The sequence below is a fragment of the Sneathiella sp. genome, assembly GCF_036960985.1.
Lineage (GTDB): Bacteria > Pseudomonadota > Alphaproteobacteria > Sneathiellales > Sneathiellaceae > Sneathiella.
In genome coordinates, this window is the sequence record NZ_JBALWD010000028.1 from 14251 (window position 1) to 41215 (window position 26965).

Consider the following 26965-nt stretch of genomic DNA (forward strand, 5'->3'; position numbering starts at 1 on the left):
TTTAGGCGGGTGAATTGTTATTGTTTGTGACACTGACGGTGGTTATCTGCTCAAGGGTGAGATAAACACCGCCTACTTTCAGAACGGGCTTACCGTTTACGGTTTCCATACTTTCGGCTTCACCTTCAAAATTGTAAGAAACGTCCACGGTATTTCCGCCAGCAGATTCTGCTTTGACGACAAGATAATATTGACCGTTGCCTGCGGTGGCTCCGCTGGTCTGTTCCCCATCCCAGGAAAAGACCTGGGCACCAGCTGATGCGCCACTAGCTTCTTCTGAATAAACTTTTGTTCCGTTGACATCGTACACTTCGTATTCGACGCTAGCTGCGCCGCTACCGAGATCGATATTCCAAGAAGCACCGGTTTCATCAAGTGCGGCAACATTCAGATAAGAGCCGACGGTCTTGCCAAGATAGTTAATCATGGCAGAAGCAGTTCCATTTTGCTGATTAAGCTGCTGCAATTGAAGCAGCGCTTCCAAATTCTGGTTTGTCGCAATGTTCTGCTCGACGTTGGTGAAATTTACCAGCTGATTGGTGAACTCGTTTGAATCCGTTGGATTGAGTGGATCCTGGTTCGTCAATTGTGTCGTCAGCAATGTTAGAAAATCGTCAAAATTGCTCGCAAGATTTGTTGACGCTGTGTTCGCAGCGCTATTAACAAGCCCTAATCCAGCATTTATTTCTGCTATCGTCATTTGCTTATCCTCATGTCATAAAATCTTGTTTTCATGGGTTTTACCTAGACCTGAATATCCAAATTGCTGTTACCGGTACCGTCGGCCGTCACTCGTGACGGAGCAACTGGCGGAAGATCCTCATTTTCCATTAACGTTTGTAGGGATGGATCGTTGCCGGCGAAGCCCATGGGCTCCTCTTGGCCGTCTTTGCTTAAACTGAAATTCAAGCTTCCCGATCCCGTTTCGAAACCGGCGTCCTGCAGCGCTTTTTCAAGGCTACGGGAATCGCGTTGCAACAAATCAAGGGTTTCTTGTTTGTCGACCGCGATGGCGGCAATTAAGCGTCCATCCTGACCAATTTCCAATTTGACATCGACCCGACCCAATTCAGATGGATGAAGGCTGATTTTGATCCGATCGGCACCTTCCTTGGCAGCGTTGCTAATCTGTAGGGAGATCTGTTCCGTGGCCGGTGTTTGTCCGGCAATCCGGGCGGCGTTGCTTGCTTGGCTTGCCGAATTGGTCGCCGTTGCATCAACACCCTGAACCGCTGCTACGGGAGGTGGCGGTGCCAGGCTTTGAGTGGTGTCTCCGGGCATCATCTGTGCCTGTGCAGCCCCTGCGATTGTCTGGCCGAACGGAATATCACTCTTAACGGCGCTTGCCTGTACCGTCATTCCAAAGGGTGTCGGGGTTGCATCGGCCGTTGCGGCAGTTATCAAGTTTGTACTAGAAGCTAGTGACGACTGGAATGACTTAGCCGCATTATTTGATACAAGAGAAATTTTGCCTTTTCCGTCCTGTAACAACTCAGCAACTTTAGACGACAGAGTAACTTTTTCAGACACTCCAGCGGCTGCTTCAGTTCTGATTTTCTCTAACGCGTCTGTCGGTGCGGGTTTAACCGTCGCAGCATTTTCAGGGATAGTGATTGGCGTTGCCTTTTTAGCGTCTGTAGAAGGTTCGGTCTTTTTTGCGGGTGTCGTTGCCTGCGCTATGTTGGGCGCAGTAATTTGATTTGTTGCCTGATTGGTTACCTGCGCAGCCGCACCATCTTTAGCGAGTGTGGCCAAAGGTGATGTTTGGTTAGCGGTTGCCGTCTTCTGTCCACTGTTGGTAGGAGCGACGCCATTTGCAGGTAACGCGGCATTTCCAGCGGTGTGAGCGGGAGCTGTCGCAGAATTGACTGCGGCAACCGCAGAACTAACAGCAAGGTTCGGCTGCGGTGCCATGACGTGTGAAATTGTTGCTGATGTTTTATTGGAAGCGGCATCTGTTGTCGCTGATGTTGGCTCCTTAGCAGGGCTTTCAAGGGCTATCGCCGGTTTAGTGGGCTCAGTGTCAGCCGGGGTGGCCTCTGATTTTACAGTAGGGGTATGAGCATCTTCAGAAACAGGGCTTTCGCCATCCATAGCAGCAGCTTCCACCATTGAGGAATGATGCTCCTGATCTGGCGCGCGCACCGTTTTCACGGGCGCTTCATGCGGCGTGGCCTGATCTTCCAGATAATTTGAAAAATCATCATAATCTTCGTCTCGTACTTCCGGATTCTGCCGGTTAGCAGTCGAAGTGGTGCCAATTATTTGCCCAACATCCATAGTATAAACTCTTCTTTTCTCGCAACTGTGCCAAAATGTGGCTCGCCCTTTACTAAGCAAAGTTTGGGCCAGTTTTGAAATCTGAAATAATTTCAATTAAAACAACGTGTTATGAAATTTAGATGTTCGGGTATGCGGGTAAAAAGGTTCCTGTTCGGCAAGATGTTCCGACAAAGACAGTCGTTTTTGCCGCAATAAACCGTCGGGATAGTCGCAGCGCTGATCAAAGGTCAATTTCACACCCCCCTATATAGAAGTGTTGTTTTTGTCGGGTCGGGGCATGTGGACAAGCTCTTCCAGCATAAGTTGGCATCGATATTGCTTATTAAAGGGGTGAAGGGCCTGCATAAGGGTTCACTATAAGTGCCACTAAAATCGGTAAATTTGATGAAATATGAAATAGAACAACGAGTTAGATGTTTTGTGGCGGACGAAAGATCTGACCAGATCAGAAAGCCTAAACAGGTAGTAATTACCCGGTGTGGGCTGAATTTACCGTTGATCGACCGAAACTTCCGGCAGTTGAAGGATAATTGATATGAGCTTGAATGCCATTTTAAATGCAGGTGTGACGGGGATGCTGAGCCACCAGGCCGCTCTCAATGTGACAGCGAACAACGTTGCCAATGTTCAGACAGAAGGATATGCCCGCAAGGTCGTGGACTACGGGGCAATTGTGGTCGATGGCATCGGTGCTGGTGTGGAAATCTCAGAAGTGCGTAGGGTAACTGACGAATTTATTGCTAAAGAGCTTCGGTTAGCGACTGCCGGATCTGAGCAGTACAAAGCCATGTCGGAAATACATGCGCAATTACAATCCCTGCTTGGTGATCCCGCAGACAATAAGTCCCTTACCGGTAAGCTGGATAGCATGAACGCTGCCTTTGCCGCATTATCTGTCGATCCAACAATGTCTATAGCCCGGTCATCAGCATTATCTCAGATCGAAAATTTTGGCGTCGAGACGAACCGGTTACTGACACAAATACAGGACCTCCGCAAAGAAGCGGACTCCCACATCGCCGAAGAAGTTGAGGTTGTAAATCAGGCTATCTTGAGGATTTACGACTTAAACCAGGAAATCAAATCGGCAACATTGAGTGGTCAGCCTGTAGGCGAATTGCTGGATCAACGCGATCAGGCGCTTACGGATATTTCCAAAATCATGGATGTTAAAACATATCCAATGAATGACGGCGCCATTGCGGTTGTTACAGATGCCGGACAGCAGCTTCTTGATTTTCAGCCAAGACAGTTGGTCTATTCACCCGCCGCAATCGTGACGGCTGAGACCCAGTTCGAACAGGTTTCTATTAATGTATATGACGTGACAACGAAGACGGTCGCGGCAACCGGTCAGCCACTTGACCCAGAATTGCAAAGCGGATCGATGCGCGGTTGGCTTGATATGCGTAATATTGAGCTGCCTAACATGGCTGCGCAGATTGGGGCCTTGGCGTCTGGTGTCGCTGAACAATTCAATGCTGTTCATAATGATAATATTTCGGTTCCGCCACCGGCCAGCATGACGGGTCGGAGTTCCGGTGTTGTGGCTGGTGACGCTCATGGTTTTACAGGCCAAGCAACTTTCTACAGCTTTGATGCCGCAAACAATATTCAGTCTTCCTATACCGTGGATTTTGACAATCCGGGTACGTCGACAGTGGCCAATGTACTGGCCGAGGTAAATGGTGCGCTTGGTGGGGGAACCTTATCTCTTGCCAACGGAGTGTTGACCATGACGGCGCAGGGCGGTGCGACGGGCGTCGGCATTGCGCAAGATGCGAGCAGTCCTTCAGAGCGTGGTGGCCGCGGGTTTTCCCATTTCTTCGGTATGAACAACTTGATTGATGCCAAAATTGATACGTCGTTCGACACTGGACTGAGTGCTTCGGATGCGCACGGATTTACGGGCGTCTCTGAGCTTACTTTCCGTGGGCCAGACGGACAGGAGCCCATATCAGTGACCGTGAATTTCGGTGCTATCGGTGGCACTATGGGTGATGTTGTAACGGCTCTTAATGCGGGGCTTTCTCCGTATACGACGGCCTCTTTGGATGCTGATGGTGCCTTAAAGTTTTCCAGTGGTTCTGGTTTTGATACGTATTCAATAAATGTTGTATCGGACAGCTCGGACCGCGCTGGAACAGGCACAAGTTTTCCTGATATGTTCGGTGTCGGGGTTAGGTATCCCAGTGATGCCGGGCTTGAATATGGTGTGATGTCGAATATTGGCGACAATCCAGAATTGCTGGCATTGGCAAAAATTGATCCAACAGGAACCCCGGCCATAACGCTTGCGGATAACCGCGGCGCATTGGCGTTTCAGGATCTGGCAACAACGGCCATGACTTTCGATTCGATTGGTGGCCTGGTTGGTTCGACCGTAACCGTCACGGATTTTGCTGCTCAGGTTCTTGCCAAAGCAGGCCTTGATGCCGCACGGGCTGACAGTTTGCAGTCTGACAGGGCGGCGCTGTCCGGGGCTTTGAACAGCCGCATGCAGGAGGTGTCCGGCGTTAACATGGACGAAGAGCTTGCCAATCTTATTATTTATCAGAACGCGTACAACGCTTCTGCGCGGCTTATTACTACGGCGCGCGAAATGTATGACGTTTTGCTGACCATGGTTTAGGAGAAATAAAATGACTCGAATTTCGACCGCACAGCAAAGCCAGATGCGTATCACGGACATGATGAATAGCCAGAAACAGGTAGCTGACGCCCAGCGGCAAGTTACCACTGGACACGTTGCCGAATTTTACAAAGATATCCACATGGATGTCACAAGTCTTGCCGGCGCTAAATCCTTGCTGGCAAGGTTGGACCAGCATGAGGCCAATAACAGTCTCATCCTTAATCGGTTATCCAGCTATGACCAGGCCATGGCCGGCATCGAAAGTTCGGGTAATGATATTAGAGGCGCCGTTATGTCCGCCATTAACACGGCATCAACACAAGGACTTTATGCGACCGTCGAAGGCGCATTCGAAAATGTTCTGAATTTCCTTAACAGTCAAAACACTGAAGGTTATCTTTTCGCCGGTACCAACCGTGATGTTGCACCTGTGAATATTTCGTCAATTAATGATCTCCTGTTAGCAGCGGAGCCGCCGACAGATATATTCCAGAACAACGATCTTAAATCCGCCGTTCGCATTGATGAGAATAGAACCTTGGAAGTTGGTGTTCTCGCTGAAGATTTGGGGCTTGAAATTATGACGGCCTTTCAGCGCATGGCCATGTGGCAGAATGGTATCGTACCAACGACAACGCCGGTTCCAACCGGTCCTTCAGGAAATTTTACAACGCCCCTGAGTTCAGAAGATCAGGATTTCCTGATTGGTGAAATAGCCAATATCGAGCAGCTCGTGAATAACATAAGCGCCTTTCGCGGGGATAATGGTTTGAATCAAAAAACCATAGAGGAAGCGCAAGAAGTTCTCTCCTTGCAGATTAATCAGGCTAAAGGGTTGGTTAGCGGTATTGAAGATGTCGATTCTGCAGAAGCTATTACTAATCTAAATCAAAAGAACTTTGCGCTGGAAGCTTCCTACAATGTGTTAAGCCAGATTAACCGGTTGAGCTTGCTCAACTTCATCTAGTTTGGATCTTTAAGATAATCTCGGATATTCCTCGCCTTTCGGCGAATTTTGCCGAAATACTTGCATAATCACTGGCGGCGCCTATATTGCGCGCCATGAATTCATTAGGTTTTGATACAGCACCAGAAGATACCCGTATCGTCGTCGCCATGTCAGGTGGTGTCGATAGTTCGGTAACGGCTGCGTTGTTGAAAGATCAAGGTTATGATGTGGTTGGCATTACCCTGCAACTTTATGACCATGGCGTGGCCGTGCAGAAAAAAGGCGCCTGCTGCGCTGGGCAGGATATTCATGATGCGCGCCGTGTCGCTGAAGCCATTGGTATTCCCCATTATGTTCTGGATTATGAAAGCCGGTTTCAGGACAGCGTTATGGAGGAATTTGCCGACAGTTATCTTCGTGGTGAAACGCCAGTTCCTTGCGTTCGCTGCAATCAAACAGTGAAATTCCGCGACTTGTTGGAAACGTCTCGAGATCTTGGGGCCGTGGCGCTGGCCACAGGTCATTATATCCGGCGGGATGATTTAAATGGATCCGCACGTCTTTATCGTGGTCGAAATGCTGTCAAAGACCAGAGTTATTTCCTGTTTGCAACAACCCAGGATCAAGCAGATTATTTGCGTTTTCCACTCGGCGATTTGACGAAAGAGGAAACGCGGGCCTTGGCCGATAAGTATAACCTGGAAGTCGCTGCGAAGCCTGAAAGCCAGGATATCTGTTTTGTACCGAACGGGAATTATGCGCAAGTGATCGAACGGATGCGCCCCGGTGCCGGTGTCGCTGGCGACATTGTCGATTTACGAGGACAGATCCTGGGTCGGCATACGGGCATTATAAATTACACGGTTGGCCAACGCCGCGGTTTGGGTGTGGCGACGGGAAGTCCACTTTATGTGACCCGCATCGACCCAGATCAAAACCGAGTAGTTGTGGGCCCCGCAGACGCTTTGCTTGTATCCAAATTGACATTGCGCGACATGAACTGGATCGGCGATGCTTCGCTTAGTCTCAATGGAACAGAAGTTCTGGTCAAAGTACGCTCTACGCAGACGCCGATGAAGGCAACTGTTTACGGGGCGCAGAAAGATTGGGCGGAGGTTCATCTGGAGAATCCGGAAGGCGGCGTTTCACCGGGACAAGCTTGCGTTATGTATGAAAATGACCGCTTGCTGGGTGGAGGCTGGATTGTCGGAACCGAGGCGCCCATAACAATTGCAGCAGATACAGCGCTACAGGCGTAATTATTCTTATTTCCTCGCTTGACAGCGCACCGGAAAAACCCTAAAAACCGGGCTTCGAAACGCCCCCTTGCGTGTATTTGGTTGGTGAGGAGGGCGCCTCTCGGCTCCTTAGCTCAGTCGGTTAGAGCAATGGAATCATAATCCATGTGTCCCCAGTTCGAGTCTGGGAGGAGCCACCACTACCCTCGTTGCAATAGCCGATCTTGCATCCGCTGTCCGAACCTCTCCAAAAACCATAGTCTTTAGACGCAAATGCGTACACATTTAGGCGCCTCACTGTGGTGTTCACGCCTAATTCCCGCCCGAGTTTTGCCACTATTTTGACATTTTGTTACAATGTAAAGCTTCAAATATCCAAATCTTTTACACATATTAAGAGCATTAGGAAACCGAAAGACGTGCGTTGTTGTATTGCCGAACGTCGACGCAAAATTATTGCCGAAACTCAAAGTAAAAAACGTTGAACGAGCTTTTGGGGGATTGCCTGTTCAGTATTTTTGGAGAAAAGCGTGTACAACAGAGTTTGGTTTTTCAGGACCGTCATAGTTCTTTTAATGGCGGTTTCGCCGTCCCACGCGTGGGCGCAGAGTTCGGCAAACCCCAGTCGAATTGACGAACGGGTTCGCCCACGACCGGAAACGCCGACGTTGCAGGCCCCGCTGAAGCTCCCGGCCGTGCCGGAAACGCGGCCAGAGGGCAGCACGAACTTGCAAAAGTTTGAAATTGAGGGGGTCGTATTTGAAGGGTCGAAAACCCTGCCAGATGCGCAGTTGCAGGAGACAGCCAAATCTTACCTCAACCGCGAGATAACCTTGCAGGATGTCTATGATTTGGCAGACAAGGTTACGGCCTTGTATCGGGCAAGTGGGTATGTTTTGTCACGGGCAATTGTGCCGGCCCAACAGATCGACGATGGTTTTTTGAAGATCCAGATCGTTGAGGGTTTTATCGATAAGATTGACATTCAAGGGGACGCTGGCGGTGCCCGCAGGTTGCTGGAGGAGCAAGCCCAACGCATCAAAGAGACCCGTCCGCTCACCGCCGCCATTCTAGAGCGCGAGTTGTTACTCGCGGGGGATCTTGCCGGATTGACAGTTCGTAGTGTGCTGACGCCGTCGGAAGCCGAGATCGGTGCCGCGGATTTGACTTTGATCGTCGAGATGAAACCCTTTGATGCCTATTTAGCGGTGGATAATTACAGTAGCCGATATCTTGGACGTGAAGAAATCATTGGCCAGGTATTTGCCAATGATATGTTCGATTTGGCAGGGCAGGTTGGTGTAACCGCAGTGGTTACGCCAGATACAGGCCCGGAAATGGCCTATGGGGCCTTGAGTTACCAAGTGCCTCTAACGGCCGACGGTTTGTCGCTTTTTTCCTCGTACAGTTATTCACGAACTCGGCCAGGAGAGGAGCTGAAAAATATTGACACGAAAGGCAAGGCTGAGGCGCTGAGGGTCGAGCTATCCTATCCTTTCTATCGTGCCCGGGATTTCAACTTTAGTGGAACAATAGGTATGTATGGCGGCAATGTGTCGTCAGAAAACGTCGTGTTGCAGCCGGCATTCGATGATAAGATACGACATGCCTATCTCCGGCTGTTTGTAAACGGACTGGACGATCAGGGAGGGTATAATACCGCCTCTGTCAGCTATTATCGCGGCGTGTCCTGGTTTGGGGCGTCGAAAAATGGGGATGCCAATCTTTCTCGGGCAGGTGCAGATAATGATTATCAAATCCTGAATTTCGATGTTTCTCGGTGGCAGCCGCTTGTCGGCGATTTCAGCCTCTTGTTAGCGGCAGCCGGACAGACTTCTTTTAACGATACTTTATTATCATCGGAAGAGTGGAGCGTTGGCGGCAGTTATTTCAGTCGCGCTTTTGATCCGTCGGAAATCTCTGGTGAAAAAGGTTTGGCTGGCAGTATTGAGCTTCAATACACGCCACCAGAACAAGCTCCCTGGATGTCCAATTCTCAGTTTTTTGGATTTTATGAGGGTGGCGTGGTTGCCCAAACCGACACGTTGGCAGGAGACAATACAAGGGAGTCAATCCTATCTCTGGGCGCCGGGTTTCGCACAACGATCAATGATCAGGTGAATGCCGAAATGTTTGTTGCCCAACCCTTTAGTCGCAATGTCAATGCGGAAGGGGATCGCAATACTCGATTGTTCTTCTCTGTCAGTACCTCTTTTTGAGTTTTTTAATGTTCGCGCCGCCCATTCAGGTCAGGAAATAAAATGAAGACAAATTTTAGAAAAGAAATTTTAAGCTCGCTTCGATGCTCGACGATTCTGACGCAATCTGTGGCAACGGCCAGTATGATGGCGGTTGCTTTTGGCAGCACCGGTGCGATGGCGCTGGATAATAATGCCTTGCCGACGGACGGAAAGGTGACAGGCGGCGCCGCAACTTTCAAGCAGAGCGGTGCGAAACTCAATGTTAAACAAACGTCTAATCGCGCAGTGATCGATTGGCGTACCTACGATATTGGTGAAAAGGCGCATGTAAATTATGACCAACCGAATTCAAGCTCAATTGCGGTCAATCGCGTCTCCGCCTCAAGTAACGCGTCGCAGATAAACGGAAATCTGACAGCAAACGGCCAGGTATGGATCCTGAATGCCAATGGTGTGATGTTCGGACGCAATGCAAAAATTGATGTGGCCGGCCTGATTGCGTCGACCGCGAAAATAAATACCAACAAATTTATGGCAGGGGATAATAGGCTTGTTCTTTCCAAAGGTGGCCGTGGCTCGGTTGTCAACGAAGGGCAGATCACCATCAGGGAAGGCGGGCTTGCTGCCTTTGTCGCACCACATGTCAGAAATAACGGTGTCATTCTGGCCAGTCTGGGCAAGGTCACATTGGCCGCTGGCGAAACCTTTACCTTGGACCTTGCCGGCGACCAATTGATTGAAATCGGGCTTGGCGCGGATACGGCGAAAGCCGAACAGCTTGGTGAAATTATTGCGGCGGGCGGGACAATAGAAATTTCCGCCAGGGCCGCTGGCGATCTGGTCGATGCGATTATTAATCTTGATGGCGTGACAAGTGCCGCATCGGCAACAATTGTTGGCGGAAAGATTATTCTAGGCGGCGACCAAGTGATGATCGCAGGGACCCTAGATGCATCCGGTGCCCAGGGCGGCGGGGAAATTTCCGTCACCGGTGACAAGATAACCACTCAGGCGGCAGCGAACATAAAACTTGATGCAGGGGAGTCCGGCGACGGCGGTACTTTTGTTGCTTACGCTGACGAACTTGGCGAATATTCCGGTAGCTTCTCTGCCCAAGGCGGCGCGAAGGGCGGCGACGGCGGGTTCATCGAAACCTCCGGCAAGGCGGTTAAAATCGACGACGGTATTACTGTGAATACGCTTGCGGCGGCTGGTAAAACGGGTAGCTGGACTATTGATCCGGATAATCTGACCGTAATTGAAACGGGCGGGGATGGAACATCTACCATCGGTGCTAATACGATTGTCAGCAATCTGGCAAGCTCAAGTCTAATCTTAAAGGCGAATGAGAGCATTACTGTTGACGCGGAAATAGACAGTTCCAACCAAACCAACAGTAATACATTGTCGCTGATTGATGAGAATAATGACGGTGTGTTGACTGTCAACCTGAACGCAGACATCAACCTCGGCTCGAAACAATCGCTGGAAGGCGAGGCCAGCACCGTAAACATTACCGACGGTGCCGATATTCAGGATGGTGTGGATATCGCGGTTGCAAATTCTCAAATTAATGTAGCTGAGGGAGAATATAGTGAATTCAATACGAAAACAAATGGGCCAGAAAATGTAATCATCACCGGGAGTGAAGGTGCGACGATTAAACGAGAAGCCTCTGGCGATATACAGAAGGTTGTTTGGTTGAGAGCAGACGGGACAACGCTTGCCGGGTTTAATATTGACGGTGGTGGCCAGCATGTCGGCGTCGCCGTTGTCGGCGAAGGAATTACCGTTTCCAACAACAAAATTGATGATGTTTTGACGGGGATCCAGACGCAGACAGCGATTGTCGAAGGAAACAATGTTTTTACTGATAATTCCATTACTAACGCCGTCGTCGGCATCAGCCTGCAAAATAATTCAAACACCGTGACAGGCAATATAATTAGTGTCGACACCAAGGACATTGTTGTGAACGGTAATCCCGTTGATGTGCCGGTGGAAGCATTTGGCATCGGCTCGTCCAAGAATGTCTTTAAGAACAATGACGTGACTATGGGTAATGAGGGTGTGGTGATCAAAGTTTACACGACGGCCGACTATGACGCGCTGCCGGGGGGAGACGTTGACCTTCTCAATTTCATCAATAACAACACCCTGAATAAGGGCGTCTATATAATGGATGGTAATGATGTCACGGTCCAGACGATATTTGCGAACATTCAGGATGCTGTCGATGCCGCCTCAACAGGTAATACGGTTGAGGCCTTGGCAGGATCTTATGCCGCCGACGTGTCGATTGAGACAAGCGGTCTAACACTAAATGGGGCGCAATCGGGTGCTAGTGCAGTTGGCCGCTCTGGGGATGAAACCATTTTGACCGGGAGCATCAAAATTTCCGGTGATGCGGATGGAACGACCATTGATGGTCTCACGTTAGCAGAAGGATCTGTGGTTGAAGGATCCAAAACCGCTATTTATATCAAAGCCGGCGCAAAAGACACCACCATTCAAAACACTATTTTTACCCGCTCCGGAGATGTGGATGGTGATGCATATCGCGGTATCCTGACTGTTTCGGGTGGGGATCAAACCGGGCTTCTTATTCAAGATAACAGCTTCTCCGGCTGGGCGACGGGTGTTTACCTCAATCCCGGTGCGACCGGCGCGCAAGTATTGAACAACGATTTTAACGGAAATTATGTTGGCATGTCTGTGGACGGGCCAAGTGGCGTAAGCATTTCAGGCAATAAATTCCGCAATAACAAGTTTGAAGGATTGGGACTGGGCGCGGGATCGGATCCAGTTTCGGCGACGGTCACGAATAATGATTTCTCCTCCAATACTGTAAATATCGGTCTTTATACTGGCTCCGGAACCGAGTTCGATTTCAGTGGCAACAGTTTTGACGGCGTTACTGCTGAAAGCATGACAGTGGCGGAACTCTCGGCAGTCGCTGAGACAATAAAGGACGGCACGAATTCCGCAGATGGATATTCTGGTCTGGCGCGCCTTCGGGATGGATATGTATTCGTTACTGAAGGGGGGAGTATCAGTGACGGCATTGGCTTAGCGTCAACATCAGATATCGTCCATGTTGGGAGCGGGACATATAGCCTGTCATCCACTCTTCGAATATCAACAAGCATCTCCGTGCAAGGCGCAGGTGAAGACAGCACTATATTGGATGGGTCGGCGATTTCCGGTTATGGAATTTCTGTTTCCGCGAATAATGTCAGCTTGAGCGATTTCACTTTGTACGGTCCGGTGGCGAATGTTTCGACCAGTTATGGTATCAAGGTTAGCCCCGGCGGGGCAGCCTCTAGTCGTTTGACGGACTTTGCTATTTCAAATGTGACTGTTCGGGGATCTGGGCGAGCTGAGCTAGATCTGAATGGTGTAAATGGTGCGGTAATAACAAACTTTACGGCTGATGGTCGATCTCTCACGGATGAAGCGATCCAGACAAATGGGGCGGGCATCCAGCTGACAGATACGGCCAATGTGACCATATCCGGCTCAACAACGAAAGGAAATGCCTGGGGCGGTGTCGCGATTTATCAGGCAAACAGGTCTTATGATCAACAAACAAGTAATATCAATATTGATGCGGATAATAATACATTTGAAGAAGCCAATGGCCTCTACACACAAGATAGCTCTGACACTAATAATTTCACCGATCTCAATCTGGCTAATTTCGACTATACGGTCTTTAACAGCGATTTCCGGTCCGGCGGGAGCCAATTCACCTTCTATCAAGCGAAACAACAGGCAGCTGTGGATTTAGCTACATCACTGGGTAGCAGCGATTCCAGCTATATCCTCGGTTGGGATGGGACCGCGAATACAAATGTCTACACGGTTGGTACGGGCAGTAATGACACGGCGATGAAAATTAGCAAAGCCCTCGATACGGCTTCGTCCGGAAGTACAATTGAGGTGTTGGCAGGGACCTATGCGGAAGATGTCATCGATAACAAAGTTCTCGCTTTTTCCTTCGAAGACACCACGGTCAACGGATTGACGCTCAATACTTCTGGGTCATCTATCCAGGGAGACATCACAAGTTCCGGTAACGGGATTACGTTTGAGACTGCCGTTATTCTTGATGGAGACACCAGCCTGACGGCCGGTGCCGGTGGAATTAACGTACAGAAGATTGACGGTAACACCGCCGGCGGGCAGGCGTTGAGCATGAGCACAACCGGTACAGTAACAACGGATGCATTGGGATCGACCACCCGATTGGGTACGGTGAATGTTGAAGGAGCGGCGGTTAATCTAGAGGGTAATCAATATTCCGCAAATAATCTCACTTTCTCAGGGCCCGTTACCCTTACCCAGACAGACACGGAATTTAACACGACGCAGTCAGACAGTGCAGCAGGGGATATTATTTTTACGGGTAATATTTTTGGACGTACGAATGGCGCTCAAAGTGCGGCGTTCGTTGCCGGCTCTGGAACCGGTGAGGCAAGTGCCAATGGTTCAGTATCTCTTCAAAACGCCGGAACCAGTGACACAAGGTTAGGGTCAATGACGGTTACTGCCAATAACTTTAACGCGGCGACAGTTTATCTGGAAGGATCCTTTGACGCCGCTCAAACCGGCGATCAGACCTTTACCCAGCAAACGCTGAATGCACTGGGTGCCGTTTCCAGTATGGTGGATGGAACGATTACAGGTCCCATAAAATCCGAAAGCACTGTATCAGTCACCGCGGGACAAAATATTGACGGAAATATAACGGCAGAATCCGTGACGGCAACTGCGACAAACGGTTCTGTGACCGGCTCGTTAGAGGCGACTGATGGAACGGCTTCGGTAGCCGCTGCAACTGGCATTACGGGTGATATTACAGGAACAAATGTTGACGTGACAGCGACGACGATAGATGTGAAAGTTACCGCCACGGAAACCGCCACTGTGACGGCGGTGGAAACCGATGGCACTGTCGGGTCGGTCAAAGGGACAGTTTCAGCAACAAAGGTCGTCGTGAAGGCGAACGAGGTCTTCTCCGAAGTGACCGCGACGGGAACCGCCACCGTTACGGCAGAGGCATCAGAAAGCGGCGCCGGTATCATTGAGGCAAATGTGACGGCAAAGAGCGCCACTCTAAGTGCTGATGACATTACGTCGAATGTACTAGTGGAAGAAACAGCAACGGTGCAGGCGCAGAATACGTACTCCGGTTCAGTCGAAGCCGAAACCGTTGTCGTCGACGCGGATAACATAGAAGCCGATGTTATTGGTCAAACAGTAACCGTGACGGCAGAAAATGATTTTACAGGCTCAGTCGAGGCGGAAAGTGCGACGATTGAATCTAAAACCATCGATGCTGAGGTTAGTGGGGGAACCATAAAAATAGAGTCCGAAACAGGGACCGTCGACGGAGAACCGGACAACTTGGATACTGGCGACGGGATTCTGAAAGTAAATGATGAAGTAGTTCTGGGCGAAAGCGAGGCCGAGGTCAAACAATATGTGGTGGAGGGATTCGAACTTCCGGCTGACGCCTATATAACAGAAACCGGTGCTATTATTTTACCAGACGGTTTTGGATTGGCGGCAATAAGCCCGGCAGGAGGGGGCACAAAACCGAAAATTATAATGGTTCATGATGTTAAAAGTTTAGGGGAATTACTGGAGGCTGGATATACCGCGATTATTATTAATCTTAACCAGAGTACCTTGGTAGATAATCAAGAAGAAAGATCTCTTGATAGCCTTCATACGCTAACAGACGTCGATGCCTGATTGCGCGAATTGGCAGCATTCCATAGGTGAATGAGGGGCGGTGCGGTCGAATGGGGAATATGTTCGATCGCACATTTTTTCTTTGGTATTTGCTGTAAATGTTGAATTAGCTTGACCCTTAACCGGATTGCGTAACAATCACGGTTATGATGAATACTCGGTTTTCTCTGAAGTATACCATGGGGCTGGTGGCAGTGGCTGCCGTGCTTCTCATAGGCACGCTAATTTTTGCCTTGAACGGTGACGCCGATACGACCTCGAAGCCAGATGGGTCAAAGAAGAAAACGGAAGTCTCACAAGAAGACAAAGGCCCGAAATTTGAGCGGTATACGGGCGATTATGATGTTCTTGCAGAAAAACGTATCCTTCGTGTTCTTGTACCCTATAGCAAAACCTTTTTCTTTTTTGATGGTCCGGACCGGAAGGGGCTAACTTATGAATGGCTGAAATCATTCGAAGGGGCGTTGAATAAAGGCAGAAAGAAAAAGGCGCTGAGAATGCGGGTGGCGATAATCCCGACACCACGGGATCAGTTATTGCCGGGCTTGATCAATGGTGCCGGTGATATCGCGGCGGGTAACTTGACCATAACGCCGGAACGCTTGAAGCAAGTTGATTTCGGGGCCCCTGTGATGAGCAATATCCAGGAGATATTGGTTACCCATAAATCGGCTGGACCTTTTCAATCCATTGATGACCTGGCCGGGAAAACTGTTCATGTGCGCCGTTCAAGCAGTTATTTCAATAGTCTTGAAAAGGCCAATGCCGCCCTCAAGAAAGCCAAAAAGAAACCTATCAAACTGGTTATGGTCGATGATCATCTGGAAGATGAAGATCTGATGGCCATGATGAATAGCAAGCTTATCCCGGCGTTAATCATTGATAAGCACAAAGCTGATTTATGGGTTCAGATATATAAAAACCTGGAAATCCATCCAAAGGTAGTTTTGCGCGACGACGGAAAAATAGGCTGGGCATTTCGTAAAAACAGCCCGCTCCTCGCGAAGGCAGTAAACAGTTTTGTTAAGAAGTCCAAAGAGGGGACTTTGTTCGGGAATGTTATTATCAACCGATATTTGAAATCCACCAGCGTGATTAGTCAGGCGTTGGATCCAGGTGAACTTGATAAGGTCTATAAAAATACGGAGTTATTTCAGGAGGCGGCGGAATTATATAATTTGGATTGGTTGCTTTTGCTTGCCCAAGGATATCAAGAATCGAGGCTCGATCAAAAGGCGAAAAGTAAAGCTGGCGCCGTTGGCATCATGCAACTACTGCCCTCGACGGCGGCTGATCCAAATGTCGATATACCTGATATTTCAACAGCGAAAAATAATATTCATGCGGGCGGAAAATATCTCCGCTTCATTATGGATCAGTATATCAGCCACGCCGCAGTTGATCCGTTTAATCAGCAGCTTCTCGCATTGGCGTCTTATAATGCAGGCCCAACCCGCATCCGCAAACTTCGGAAAAAAGCAGAGGCGCAGAAACTTGATCCAGACCGATGGTTTCAGAATGTGGAATATGTCGCCGCCAAGGAAATTGGGCGGGAAACAGTTGATTATGTTTTCAATATTTATCTTTATTATACCGTATATCGTCGAGCCCAATTGCAGAATTCGGCGGCAGAAAACTAGAGCGTCCTAATTGTGACGCCGGAAATACCTTCGCTGAAAGATCAAAGTTGGCGAGTTCGCGGGATTTTGATCATAATGCTGTCTCGTATTTCCGCCTTTTCAAGAAGGTAATTGAAACATCAGACCAGCTTTGCTAGGGTAGGATTCATAAACATACATTCACGTATGAATAAAAATAACAAAGGTGCATAATTCAATGACAATTAACGGAGAAGCCTATATCGCGGGTGCGTTTGAGCATCCAACGCGGAAGGCTGTTGGCAAATCTCTTGCGCAATTGCACGCCGAGGTGGCCAAGGGCGCTCTGGAAGACGCCGGTTTAACCAAAGACGATGTTGACGGTTATTTTTGCGCCGGTGACGCGCCGGGATTAGGCGGATTGTCGATGGCCGATTATATGGGCCTCAACTTGCGGCATTTGGATAGCTCTGAAACAGGTGGGTCGTCTTATTTGTTACATGTGGGGCATGCAGCACAGGCCATTAAGGCAGGAAAATGCAAGATCGCTCTTGTAACTCTCGCCGGGAAACCCCGAGCCGAAGGGATGGCAACCGGTACCAAGCCCAGAATTTATGGAGATGGCGTTCCAGACGTACCGTTTGAATTTCCGTATGGACCGGTTATTGCCAATATGTATGCCATGTGTGCAAAGCGCCATATGTATGAGTATGGAACGACCAGCGAACAGTTGGCCTGGATCAAGGTTGCGGCTTCACATCATGCGCAGCATAATTCCAACGCCATGCTCCAGAATGTTGTGACTGTTGAAGATGTGGTGAACTCGCCAATGATTTCTGATCCATTGCATCGTCTTGATTGTTGTGTGATCAGCGATGGCGGTGGGGCGCTGATCGTGGTTGCACCAGAAATTGCGCGGGAATTAAACCGCCCTTTGATTAAACTTCGCGGAGCAGGTGAATCCCCCAAGCATCAAATGGGCGGGCGCGTTGATCTTACTTATTCCGGTGCCGTTCGCTCTGGCCCAATCGCCTTTGAAGAAGCCGGCGTCACGCCAGCCGATATAAAATATGCTTCCATTTATGACAGCTTCACGATTTCAGTTTTGATTCAGCTCGAGGATCTTGGATTTTGCGCAAAAGGAGAGGGCGGTAAATTTGTCTCTGACGGAAACCTGATTTCTGGCACAGGAAAGCTTCCGTTTAATACGGATGGCGGCGGCCTGTGTAATAACCATCCGGCAAATCGCGGTGGCATGACGAAAGTCATTGAAGCCGTTCGTCAATTGCGCGGAGAAGCACATCCGGCAGTTCAGGTGCCGAACTGTGATTTGGCTCTGGCACATGGAACAGGCGGCTCATTGGGAACGCGTCATGGTGCGGCAACACTTATAATGGAAAGGGTATGAATATGATCGATACTCGTGAAATTCCCGCCCCTCATATTGATGAGGAAACACAGGCTTATTGGGACGGCGCAAGTGCCGGTAAATTGATGGTCAAGAAATGCCGGAGCTGCGGTTCTGCACATCATTATCCCCGAACTATATGCCCCCATTGCGGCAGTGATGACACTTACTACGTGGAATCGAGCGGTAAAGGCGTCATTTATTCTTTCAGCGTGATGCGCCGGGCCCAACCCAATTATGCAATCGCCTATGTAACGGTGGAAGATGCAGAAATCAAAATGATGACGAATATCGTCAATTGCGATTTTGATGCATTGGAAATTGGGCAAGCCGTTAAAGTGACCTTTGTTGAAACAGAAACAGCAGGTGTGTCCGTACCAATGTTTGAGCCCGCATAAAAAAAGAAAAGAAGGAAAGAAAATGATTAATCCTATGAGCCTGGAAGGCCGCAACATTATCGTTACCGGTGCTGGACAAGGCGTCGGTGAAGCTGCGGCAGAGCTTATCGTTTCCCTGGGCGGACGTGCAATTCTTGTCGATATGCAAGCTGATAAAGTGCAAGCGCTGGGCGATAAACTGGGCCCAGAAAATTCAGAAGTCCATGTGGGTAGCGTTGCTGAGCCTGGTTTTGTTCAGGATATGGTGGCAAATGCCATAACGAAAAACGGAGCCATTCATGGCCTGGTCAACAATGCGGGTATTGTACGCGCCGCGATGATCAATAAAATGCCGTTTGAAACGTGGCAACAGGTGATCGATGTAAACCTTACGGGGGTGTTTCTATGCCTGCAAGCCGTCGGTCGACATATGATTGAACGCGCCAAGGATGGAGACAAAACACCGGGTTCCATCGTCAATATTTCTTCCATTGCCGGGCGCCGCGGTACAATTGGGCAGATAAATTACGGTGCGGCCAAGGCTGGTGTTCTCGGCATCACAATGAGCGCCGCAAAGGAATGGGGCCGCTATGGTATTCGGGTGAACAGTGCTTGCTTTGGTGTGGTCGAAACCGAAATGACCGAAACAGTGCGGTCTGAGAAATTCCGAGATGGCTATATGGCGCAAATTGTTTTGCAGCGCTTCTCAACACCGGAAGAAGTATCAAAAAGTGTTTGTTATTTGCTCTCAGAAGCGTCGAGCTACGTTACGGGGCAGCATCTTTCGATCGATGGCGGGGCGCATATCGGATATTAGTTCTTTTTTAGGACGCCTGTTCTATCCGTATCATTTTGATATTGATATAATGCAAAATCCCCGGTTGCGGTTTCTACAATGAAACGTTGCCGGGGATTATTTTGTTTCCCGACATATTTGATTCTTTCCACTTTTAGCGGGCGGCCAAGAGTATCACGGGTGATGACTTTATAGCCATCGGAAGTATAGTCATTAATAACGCTACCCCGGGTGCGGCGCCAGCCGATGAGGGATCCTTGTTCATCATATGAATAATCGTCTCGCCAATCGCGGTCGGCAAAAACCTGCGGATCTACATAGGGTTTTTTACCCTCCACTGCACGGTGGTCAATTGATGCGATTTTATTGTCTTTGGTGAAGCTTCTTCTTTGATTGGTAGGAAACAGGAAGCTGACAAATGCCGGGGCGGAATAGTATGTTCCATTATTCACAAACGCGCCAATCTCCACCCTGTGGGTTTGAAATTCAGGCCTTTCAGGGGCGGAAAACCTGTCATGCCAGGGAACGGTTATCTCCACGACGCTGCCGTCGGCATTCTTTGGGTTTATCTTGATGCGTTTGGCATCGCCACGCAGAACCACCCAATGGTAGGTGAGTTTTTGGCCCGGCGGTATTTTTGTTTTTTCTGCGCTAACCTCAAGCGTTGTATTTTTCGCCGAAGAGCGAACAACCCGCGCAATTGCGCCGGGTGTTTTGAAAAGTGTTTCAGGCAATATCCGGCTAGAATCATCGATCCCGTTCCTTGGCTTGCTTTCATCTACCATTGAAAGGGATACCATCGGAGGGACATCTTCCAGTTTCATTTCCTGTGCCATGACAATCATGCGAATAACATCAAGATTTTGCCCGTCAAACACAGGTGGATGTGCTTTATATGTTAAATAGTCCTCTGCACTCTGTAATGGTATCTGGCCTTCTCGCAGGATCATCTGCACGGTCGGCATGAGCAGACTTCGTTTAACCAAGCCGTCTTTCACATTCGGATCAAACGCCGCAAGAATACTCGCCAAAGCTTTAAGAAACGGTCTGTCGGAGCCAGATTTTCCCAACGAAATGATCATATATGGCGTGGTGGCAGACAAAACATCGCCATTTTTATCGGAGTAGTCAGATACTGCTGGATAAACATATAAATGATTTTGAGCATACTGAATGTAAAGGCGTTGGGCTGCGAATGGGAGAATATAAGCTAAACTTGCCTGACTGCCTAAACCATTTATGCCGGTTGAAGAGTTACCAATTGTTGGGGCATTGAATAGGATTTTTGTATTCAGGCCGTAATCAATTCCGGCGTCCTTCGCCTCTGGGCTATATTCGACAATTCCAAATTGCGGGAAATCGCTTATTCTCAGAGCGGAGTGCTGATGATCCCTGTTATCATACAGGTCACCATTATTCCCAGCTGCGAACCCTCGTCGGAACCATTCATTCAGTTGTTTTGCTATTGGGTCTCCGGTTTCCCTTTGAACGGTCAATGGCGCGACACGGCGTGAGTCAAAATCAAACCTACTAAGCAGTATTCCAAAGCGTGGGTTCCATGTTGTGTTAGAGGCGCTTACGAGGGCGTTATTTGCTTTGACATGATAGGCCTCAATTTTTTTATCAGATTTACCGGTTTCCGTAGCCTTAATCTTCAAGACTCTTTCCGCTAATTCCTTGAAACGCAGAGTGAGTCTTACAGATTTAAGATTTGGGTCCTGTTGCAATCTTTCAGAATTTTGAAAGCCGTTATCTATCGCCAATGTCAGTGCATCGAGTGCCGGGTCTTTTTTGTTTTGAGACGCTAAAATTGTTGCAAGAAGAAAGTGGTTTTCCGCGCGATCAGGGTATTGGGTAATTACTTTTTGTAAGGCTTTCTCTGCAAGTTCAAATTTCCCTGCTTTAAGAGCACCAAGTACGAACGCGAGTTGCGTGGACATTCTCGGCATGTCAAAAACATTAAAAGATTTTTGAACAACTTCGGTCTTTTCCGGTGCCCCCACAGCTTCAAATGTGGCTGGCATTAGGGAAAGGACGGTGACTAGGGAAGCCACGATACCATTCTTGGCGATTGCTTTTGAATTCATCAAGGCTGTTTCCTTATCGCTCCCAAAAAGTAGGTTGTGAAGTTAAGAAATGCGCTTCCTCGTTCAAAAAGAAGCGCACTCTACAATCAAATTATGCTTCGGTCAGAATATGAATTGTACGATTAGCAAGCATATCCTTTGTTTTAGCTCCATAGGCTTTCATATGATCAGAGACAGCATGGGCCATTAGAGCCTCCATGCTTTCCCATTTTTCTATGACAGCAAAACTATTCTCGCCAATTTTTGCTTGAAAACTACCAACGCCTTCAGCATCAACAACTGCGCCATATTCAATACAACCTTGTTCAGCAAGAACAGCTGGAACATTTGCCTTAAACATACTCAATACTTCATCCCTCATGTCGGACTTTGTTTCGATCATGGCAACGACATTTACAATCTGCATTTTTTTTCCTTTTTAGTTTTATTGATTTCGTTAAAATCCTACAGCATTATTCTGGCGGTTGACCATAATTATTATCACTTACTGGCTATTATTTGGAAAGGGTTTGAAATGCCTGTGGACGTGGAAAGTCTTTTAGCGCGCATAGGTTACGCTGGACCTGTCGATGTTTCATTGAGTATTTTGCAGGATTTAAAAAGCGCGTTTTTGCTGTCCGTTCCCTTTGAGAATATTGACGTGCATATTCCCCAGGAAATAAAATTAATTAAAGGCGCAGCAGAAAAGAAAATAGTTCAACATCAACGCGGGGGATTTTGTTACGAGTGTAATTATCTATTCCATCAATTGTTAATTCAAATTGGGTTTGACTCTATTATATGCTCGGCGCAGATGATGAAGGATGGCAATTTGTTGCCGCCTTTTGAGCATATGGTATTGCTGGTGATGATCGAAGGGAAAACGTTCCTAGTTGATGTTGGTAATGGAGAGTCAGTCCGAAATCCGATGGATCTACAAAGCAAGGAAGCGTTCAGAACGCCAGAAGGTAAAAAATACCGAATGGGAGTTCTTGAAGGGCAGCTTGCGCTGGAATGTTGCGATGGAAATGCTTCAAACTGGAGCACTAAATTTGTGATTGATCCGGCGCCTCGCCGGCTGGAAGATTTCTCTGATCGGTGTCGTTTTCAGCAAACCTCTAGACAATCGGTGTTTACAAAGCAACCGATGGCGACACTTGCGCTACCGGATGGTCGCCGTACTATTCGTGGCAGCCAGTATACAGAAACAAAAGGAAAGCATTTGGCGGAGGAATTTACGCTGCGAGATGAGCGCACATATTTTGCTTGCCTGCGAGACAAGTTTGGGCTGGTTTTCACTGAACATGATCAAAAATTCTGGCGTTCATGAGCTATTATGGCGATAATGGTGTTGGGGTCGAATAATGTTACATAAAAGAGGAGAACAGCAATGGCCGGCCCTTTTACCGGAATTCGTATAATTGATCTGACAACGATGATTTCTGGACCATTGGCTACAATGACTTTGGCGGATCAAGGGGCCGACGTCATAAAAGTGGAGTCGCCGGGGGGTGGTGACTATGCACGGCATGTGGCAACCCGACGAGATGGTTTTTCGGCGTCTTTCGTTAATAACAATCGAAATAAACGATCGATTGTTGTTGATCTAAAAAAACCCGAGGGTCTGGAAATTATAGAACAAATGATTTCGGAAGCGGATGTGTTTGTCCAAAATTTTAGGCCTGGTGTTGCTGATCGTATGGGGCTTGGAGAAGACCATATACGCGAAATTAACCCGGCAATTGTCTATGTTTCAATTTGTGGGTTTGGCTTCGATGGCCCATATGCCCAGAAGCCAGTATTTGATCCCTTGATCCAGGCGGTTTCTGGATTAACAACCGTACAAGGCGGGTCCGATGATGAACGTCCGCGGCTTGTGAGGACAATTTTACCTGATAAATTGACCGCCATCCAGGCGTCGCAGGCAATCTCTGCAGCCTTATTCGCGCGAGAACGGAGCGGTGAAGGGCAGCATGTACGATTGTCTATGCTAGATACCGTCGTTTCTTTTTTGTGGAGTTCCGATATGGGAGGGCATACTTTTGTGGGACGCGAATCCTCTTCGGAAGCGGCTCAATCCTTCATCGATCTAATATATGAAACAAAGGATAGTTATATATCTGTTGCGGTGATGCTTGATAAGCATTGGAAAGGATTTACAGAAGCTGTCGATAGTCCAAAATTGCTTGAGGATGAACGGTTCTCAACACCAACAGGGAGAGAGGTCCATAAAGATACTCGAACACGTTTAATGCAAGAAACAATGCTTCCCTTTACGACTGCCGAATTAATGCGAAAACTTGAAGACCTAGATGTTCCGTGTGCACCGGTGCTCAATAGAACAGAAATGCGAACGCACCCACAAGTTACTGCCAACGGAATTATTGTTGAAAATGAACATCCGGAAGCCGGTCTCATTCGTCAGACGCGACAACCTGCCGAATTTTCAGTAACTCAGAATGAGTATCGATTTGGTGCTCCGATTTACGGCAATCATACTCGTGAAATATTGGCAGAAATAGGCTTCGATGCCACGAAAATTTCGAGCTTCGAAACGTCAGGCGTAGCTTGGCAGACAGATGATAAAGAACAAAGGAAGAAAAAGGCATGAATTTAAAAGTGGCGCGCTGTCTTGTTTTAGGGATATCGGTTTCAACAATAGTAGCGACAAGCGCGGTTGCTGATAATCGTGGAAGTGATTGGCAGGTGACGGGGTGTGAAGGTGTCGTCGAAAACGAACTGGCGTCACTTAAACTTGGAACATTGGAGGTGGATAAGGTGCGGTATATTGTTCAAAGTTCTGGCTCTTTCGACTCTGATACGAGCGAAAGTTTAGATGGTTGGGTGAGCTTCAAAAATTGTAAAGGAAACCTGGTCGTTAAACTATCTCAAACCTGTCAGGTGGATAGTCTTTACACAACGGGTGAGTGCAAAATCGAAGGTGTCTCAGACTACTAGGAATGCGCAAGAGATTTGAGGGTTGCACCTGGCCGGCAAATCTCGCTCACGCTGATGTTTCGTCCTGCGGTAAGCAACTTTCGAGCAGCCATATGATCGGCCGGTTGGTTAATGCTTTCAACACCAATAAATTGACCATTTGAAAAGCAGCAAACTGAGAATTTTCCAGTGGCTGGATCACCGGAAATAACTGTTATTTCCGTATTTGACGTGAGTCCAGCAATTTGTATTTTTAAACCGGATTGATCACTCCAGAACCAGGGTACGGATTGATACTTTTTGGAAGCCCCACAGATATTTTCAGCGACAGTTTTTGCATGATCGACTGCGTTTTGAACTGATTCAAGGCGGATATGTTGGGTGGAAAATTCAGATGGAAAACAAGCGCAATCGCCAATAGCAAAAATATCGGGATCTGACGTGCGGAGGCTGGCATCTACATAAACGCCATTATTGACAGATAGGCCGGCTGCTTCGGCGAGTTCTGAATTTGGGGTAACGCCAATTGAAACGAGGATTGAATCACAAGATAGTCGACTGCCATCTTGCATGCGCAGGCCAGTCGCAAGGTCCGCATTCCTGTCTATAGCAACAATTTTCCGCTCCAAAAGTATCTCGACGCCTTTGGCCAGATGGGTTTTCTGGACATAATTCGAAATTTCTGCGCAAACAGCTCTTTCCATCACCCTCGAAGCGGATTCAATTATGCGCACCTGAGCCCCTAATTCGTTGGCTACAGAAGCAAATTCAAGCCCTATGATACCACCGCCGATTATCGCTATTCTGGCTTTCTTGCGGAGTTCGATACGAAGCAGTTTAGCATCGTCGAGATCACGTAATTGAAAAACGTTTTTTAATCCGGCACCATCAATAGGTAAGATACGGTTTCGCGCGCCCATCGCCAGGACTAATTTTTCATACGGAAGATTAATCCCTGTCGAAAGGGAAATTGATTTGAGGCGCCGATTGATTCTTATGGCTATTGTGCCCTGGACAATCTTAATCTTCTTGTCCTTGTAAAGCTGTTCATTTCTGAACAGCAGGTTGTCGTCCGTAGTAGCGTTTTTCAAATAGGATTTTGATAAGGGCGGACGTTGATAGGGTAGGAATGTTTCACCATTTATTAGTGTAATCTCTCCGGGATAGCCCATATCGCGAAGGCTGAAAGCGGTCTGCACGCCGGCTTGGCCTGCGCCAATGATGACCACAGGATCAGGCATCAAATCTGGGATTCTGGGAATGTCACCCTAATTCCATCTATGTCGGAAGTGGCTTCAATTTGACAGCTGAGACGGCTTGTTGGGCGTCGTTCCGAAGAGGTGCATTCCAACATCTCTTCTTCCATATCATCGATTTTGGGGAGCTTTTCAAGGAAAGAGTTATCAACATATACATGGCAGGTTGCGCACATGGCCGATCCGCCACACTCGCCAATTACTCCGTCCATGCCGTTAGAAACGGCAGCCTGCATCAGGCTCGTTCCGTCGGCCACCTCCATGACCGTTTCAGTTCCATCTGTATTCACATAAGTTACTTTTACCATAATCTCAAAACCATTCCGTCGCCTGATGTGTTCGTGGAAACGCCTATTCACAAACGCCGTTTGTACTGAGTTTCATCCTGATTTGATGGGAAAAGCGATCTCCATCACTCAACGTAACTGTTTCAAATCCCAGTAACGTTAAGAGATCTAAAAAAGTCAGGTTTTCGGGCATGCCACTTTCTTCAAATATTGGTGTCGTGCGCGCACTCGTCGTCAGGTCCGCCAACAATGCCCTGGCACGATAGATGGTCTGAAGATGGCCGTCGGTTTTCGCGACAATGATGAGTTTCTGTGAATCACCGCCTTTCGCAAAAACGGCATAAGGGGAATCGTACGGCTTGTTAGTCATTCCTTCCTTAATTCCGATGACAAAACCAATTCTGCGGCGTTTGTCCATATTGGGAAGTTGGGGCACTCGGGCGCAATAAGTTTCAATAATTGCCGGTTGCGGATAGTAATACCCAACATAGCGATCTGTTTTCGCTGCAGCTATTCCAACACCAAGCGTCAGAAACAATAACATTCCGCCGAAAATAACGCGACCGCACAAATTCTGTAGCATATACAGCTATCCCCAAATATTCGAAAACCCATTCGCTAGCATAAAAGTAAAGTCGTGCGGACACAAAGCCGAAAAGCAGCATACAGACACGTTATCTAATTTAGGCTTGGTGCGCCGATGTCCATTCCTCAAGCATTTTTCTTGCGTTTGCCGCAGCGGTTTTATCGTCACTTGTTTTTTCGGGTACTTTCGCCGTTAATTCAATCACATAGCCATTCGGATCTCTGAAATAAATCGAATGAATGGCATGATGGTCAGAGATGCCGCGGGTTTTGATTCCCATTTCTTTACCTTTGGCGAACATGGCGTGCAGACTATCCATATCTACTTCCAAGGCGATGTGCAGGTCATAGTCATGTTGGTCTATAAATTTGAATGACTGCTCCGGAACTTCAAAGAATGCTAGAAACGATCCGTCATCCATGCGGTAGAAAGTATGAAGAGCTTCCGTTTCTCTGCCTGTTTTCGTCGATCCAATAGAAAGAGCATCAGCCAGTGGTAGTCCCAGAAAATCCTCATAAAATTTACGTGTTTCTTCGGAATTACGACATCTATACGCGTTGTGATGCAGCCCTTTAATCATCGGTTTTT

20 protein-coding genes and 1 tRNA gene are annotated in these 26965 nt (G+C 48.2%); 13 read left to right on the plus strand and 8 right to left on the minus strand.

From position 1 onward, the window contains the following. Position 1: 1 nt before the first annotated feature. Together V7723_RS14720 and V7723_RS14725 are read right to left on the minus strand one after the other, a co-directional pair. The gene (locus tag V7723_RS14720) at positions 2 to 700 is read right to left on the minus strand and encodes a flagellar hook assembly protein FlgD (protein WP_335685246.1); all 699 of its coding nucleotides are present in this window, start codon (positions 698 to 700) and stop codon (positions 2 to 4) included. A gap of 44 nt (positions 701 to 744) precedes the next feature. Then, entirely contained in the window at positions 745 to 2280 is a 1536-nt protein-coding gene (locus tag V7723_RS14725; RefSeq protein WP_335685247.1) for a flagellar hook-length control protein FliK, read from the minus strand. Between the two features lie 538 nt (positions 2281 to 2818). On the opposite strand from V7723_RS14725, the gene flgK reads away from it, so the two are divergent. The 10 genes from flgK (at position 2819) to V7723_RS14775 (ending at position 19266) form a co-directional block, all read left to right on the plus strand. Next, complete coding sequence (gene flgK, locus V7723_RS14730) at positions 2819 to 4915, plus strand: flagellar hook-associated protein FlgK (protein ID WP_335685248.1); 2097 nt, start codon at positions 2819 to 2821, stop codon at positions 4913 to 4915. A gap of 10 nt (positions 4916 to 4925) precedes the next feature. Then, the gene (locus V7723_RS14735; RefSeq protein ID WP_335685249.1) at positions 4926 to 5885 is read left to right on the plus strand and encodes a flagellin; all 960 of its coding nucleotides are present in this window, start codon (positions 4926 to 4928) and stop codon (positions 5883 to 5885) included. A gap of 95 nt (positions 5886 to 5980) precedes the next feature. Further along, positions 5981 to 7126, plus strand: a complete 1146-nt coding sequence (gene mnmA, locus V7723_RS14740) for a tRNA 2-thiouridine(34) synthase MnmA (protein WP_335685250.1) — start codon at positions 5981 to 5983, stop codon at positions 7124 to 7126. A gap of 102 nt (positions 7127 to 7228) precedes the next feature. After that, positions 7229 to 7305 (plus strand) — tRNA-Met (locus tag V7723_RS14745). Positions 7306 to 7635: 330 nt separating this feature from the next. Beyond that, positions 7636 to 9324 (plus strand): ShlB/FhaC/HecB family hemolysin secretion/activation protein, encoded by a 1689-nt coding sequence (locus V7723_RS14750; protein ID WP_335685251.1) that lies wholly within the window; start codon positions 7636 to 7638, stop codon positions 9322 to 9324. Between the two features lie 42 nt (positions 9325 to 9366). Continuing rightward, positions 9367 to 15066, plus strand: a complete 5700-nt coding sequence (locus tag V7723_RS14755) for a two-partner secretion domain-containing protein (protein ID WP_335685252.1) — start codon at positions 9367 to 9369, stop codon at positions 15064 to 15066. A 179-nt stretch (positions 15067 to 15245) separates the two neighbouring features. Beyond that, entirely contained in the window at positions 15246 to 16706 is a 1461-nt protein-coding gene (locus V7723_RS14760; protein WP_335685253.1) for a lytic transglycosylase F, read from the plus strand. 196 nt (positions 16707 to 16902) lie between these two features. Next, positions 16903 to 18072, plus strand: coding sequence for a thiolase domain-containing protein (locus tag V7723_RS14765; protein WP_335685254.1), 1170 nt, complete (start codon positions 16903 to 16905; stop codon positions 18070 to 18072). Beyond that, a complete protein-coding gene (locus V7723_RS14770) occupies positions 18069 to 18470 on the plus strand; it encodes a Zn-ribbon domain-containing OB-fold protein (RefSeq protein ID WP_335685255.1) in 402 nt (133 codons plus the stop codon). The genes V7723_RS14765 and V7723_RS14770 overlap by 4 nt, the downstream gene beginning before the upstream one ends. A 22-nt stretch (positions 18471 to 18492) precedes the next feature. Beyond that, entirely contained in the window at positions 18493 to 19266 is a 774-nt protein-coding gene (locus tag V7723_RS14775) for an SDR family NAD(P)-dependent oxidoreductase (RefSeq protein ID WP_335685256.1), read from the plus strand. On the opposite strand, the gene V7723_RS14780 is transcribed toward V7723_RS14775, so the two are convergent. Beyond that, entirely contained in the window at positions 19263 to 21332 is a 2070-nt protein-coding gene (locus V7723_RS14780; RefSeq protein ID WP_335685257.1) for a tetratricopeptide repeat protein, read from the minus strand. The genes V7723_RS14775 and V7723_RS14780 overlap by 4 nt on opposite strands. 91 nt (positions 21333 to 21423) lie before the next feature. Further along, complete coding sequence (locus V7723_RS14785; RefSeq protein ID WP_335685258.1) at positions 21424 to 21738, minus strand: putative quinol monooxygenase; 315 nt, start codon at positions 21736 to 21738, stop codon at positions 21424 to 21426. Between the two features lie 108 nt (positions 21739 to 21846). On the opposite strand from V7723_RS14785, the gene V7723_RS14790 reads away from it, so the two are divergent. Genes V7723_RS14790 through V7723_RS14800 form a run of 3 tightly spaced genes read left to right on the plus strand, consistent with a single transcriptional unit; the run spans position 21847 to position 24269 of the window. Next, positions 21847 to 22641: an arylamine N-acetyltransferase family protein gene (locus V7723_RS14790; protein ID WP_335685259.1), complete on the plus strand. Its 795-nt coding sequence runs from the start codon at positions 21847 to 21849 to the stop codon at positions 22639 to 22641. 60 nt (positions 22642 to 22701) lie between these two features. Continuing rightward, positions 22702 to 23922 (plus strand): CaiB/BaiF CoA transferase family protein, encoded by a 1221-nt coding sequence (locus V7723_RS14795; protein WP_335685260.1) that lies wholly within the window; start codon positions 22702 to 22704, stop codon positions 23920 to 23922. Beyond that, a complete protein-coding gene (locus tag V7723_RS14800; protein ID WP_335685261.1) occupies positions 23919 to 24269 on the plus strand; it encodes a hypothetical protein in 351 nt (116 codons plus the stop codon). Before V7723_RS14795 ends, V7723_RS14800 begins: the two co-directional genes overlap by 4 nt. On the opposite strand, the gene V7723_RS14805 is transcribed toward V7723_RS14800, so the two are convergent. The 4 genes from V7723_RS14805 to V7723_RS14820 form a co-directional block, all read right to left on the minus strand. Continuing rightward, positions 24266 to 25489: an NAD(P)/FAD-dependent oxidoreductase gene (locus V7723_RS14805; protein WP_335685262.1), complete on the minus strand. Its 1224-nt coding sequence runs from the start codon at positions 25487 to 25489 to the stop codon at positions 24266 to 24268. The genes V7723_RS14800 and V7723_RS14805 overlap by 4 nt on opposite strands. Continuing rightward, positions 25489 to 25812: a 2Fe-2S iron-sulfur cluster-binding protein gene (locus tag V7723_RS14810; protein WP_335685263.1), complete on the minus strand. Its 324-nt coding sequence runs from the start codon at positions 25810 to 25812 to the stop codon at positions 25489 to 25491. Before V7723_RS14810 ends, V7723_RS14805 begins: the two co-directional genes overlap by 1 nt. A 43-nt stretch (positions 25813 to 25855) precedes the next feature. Then, positions 25856 to 26374 (minus strand): hypothetical protein, encoded by a 519-nt coding sequence (locus V7723_RS14815; RefSeq protein ID WP_335685264.1) that lies wholly within the window; start codon positions 26372 to 26374, stop codon positions 25856 to 25858. Positions 26375 to 26474: 100 nt separating this feature from the next. Next, positions 26475 to 26957 carry a VOC family protein gene (locus V7723_RS14820; protein ID WP_335685265.1) on the minus strand — a complete coding sequence of 161 codons (483 nt, stop codon included), beginning with the start codon at positions 26955 to 26957 and terminating at the stop codon, positions 26475 to 26477. Positions 26958 to 26965 lie beyond the last annotated feature (8 nt).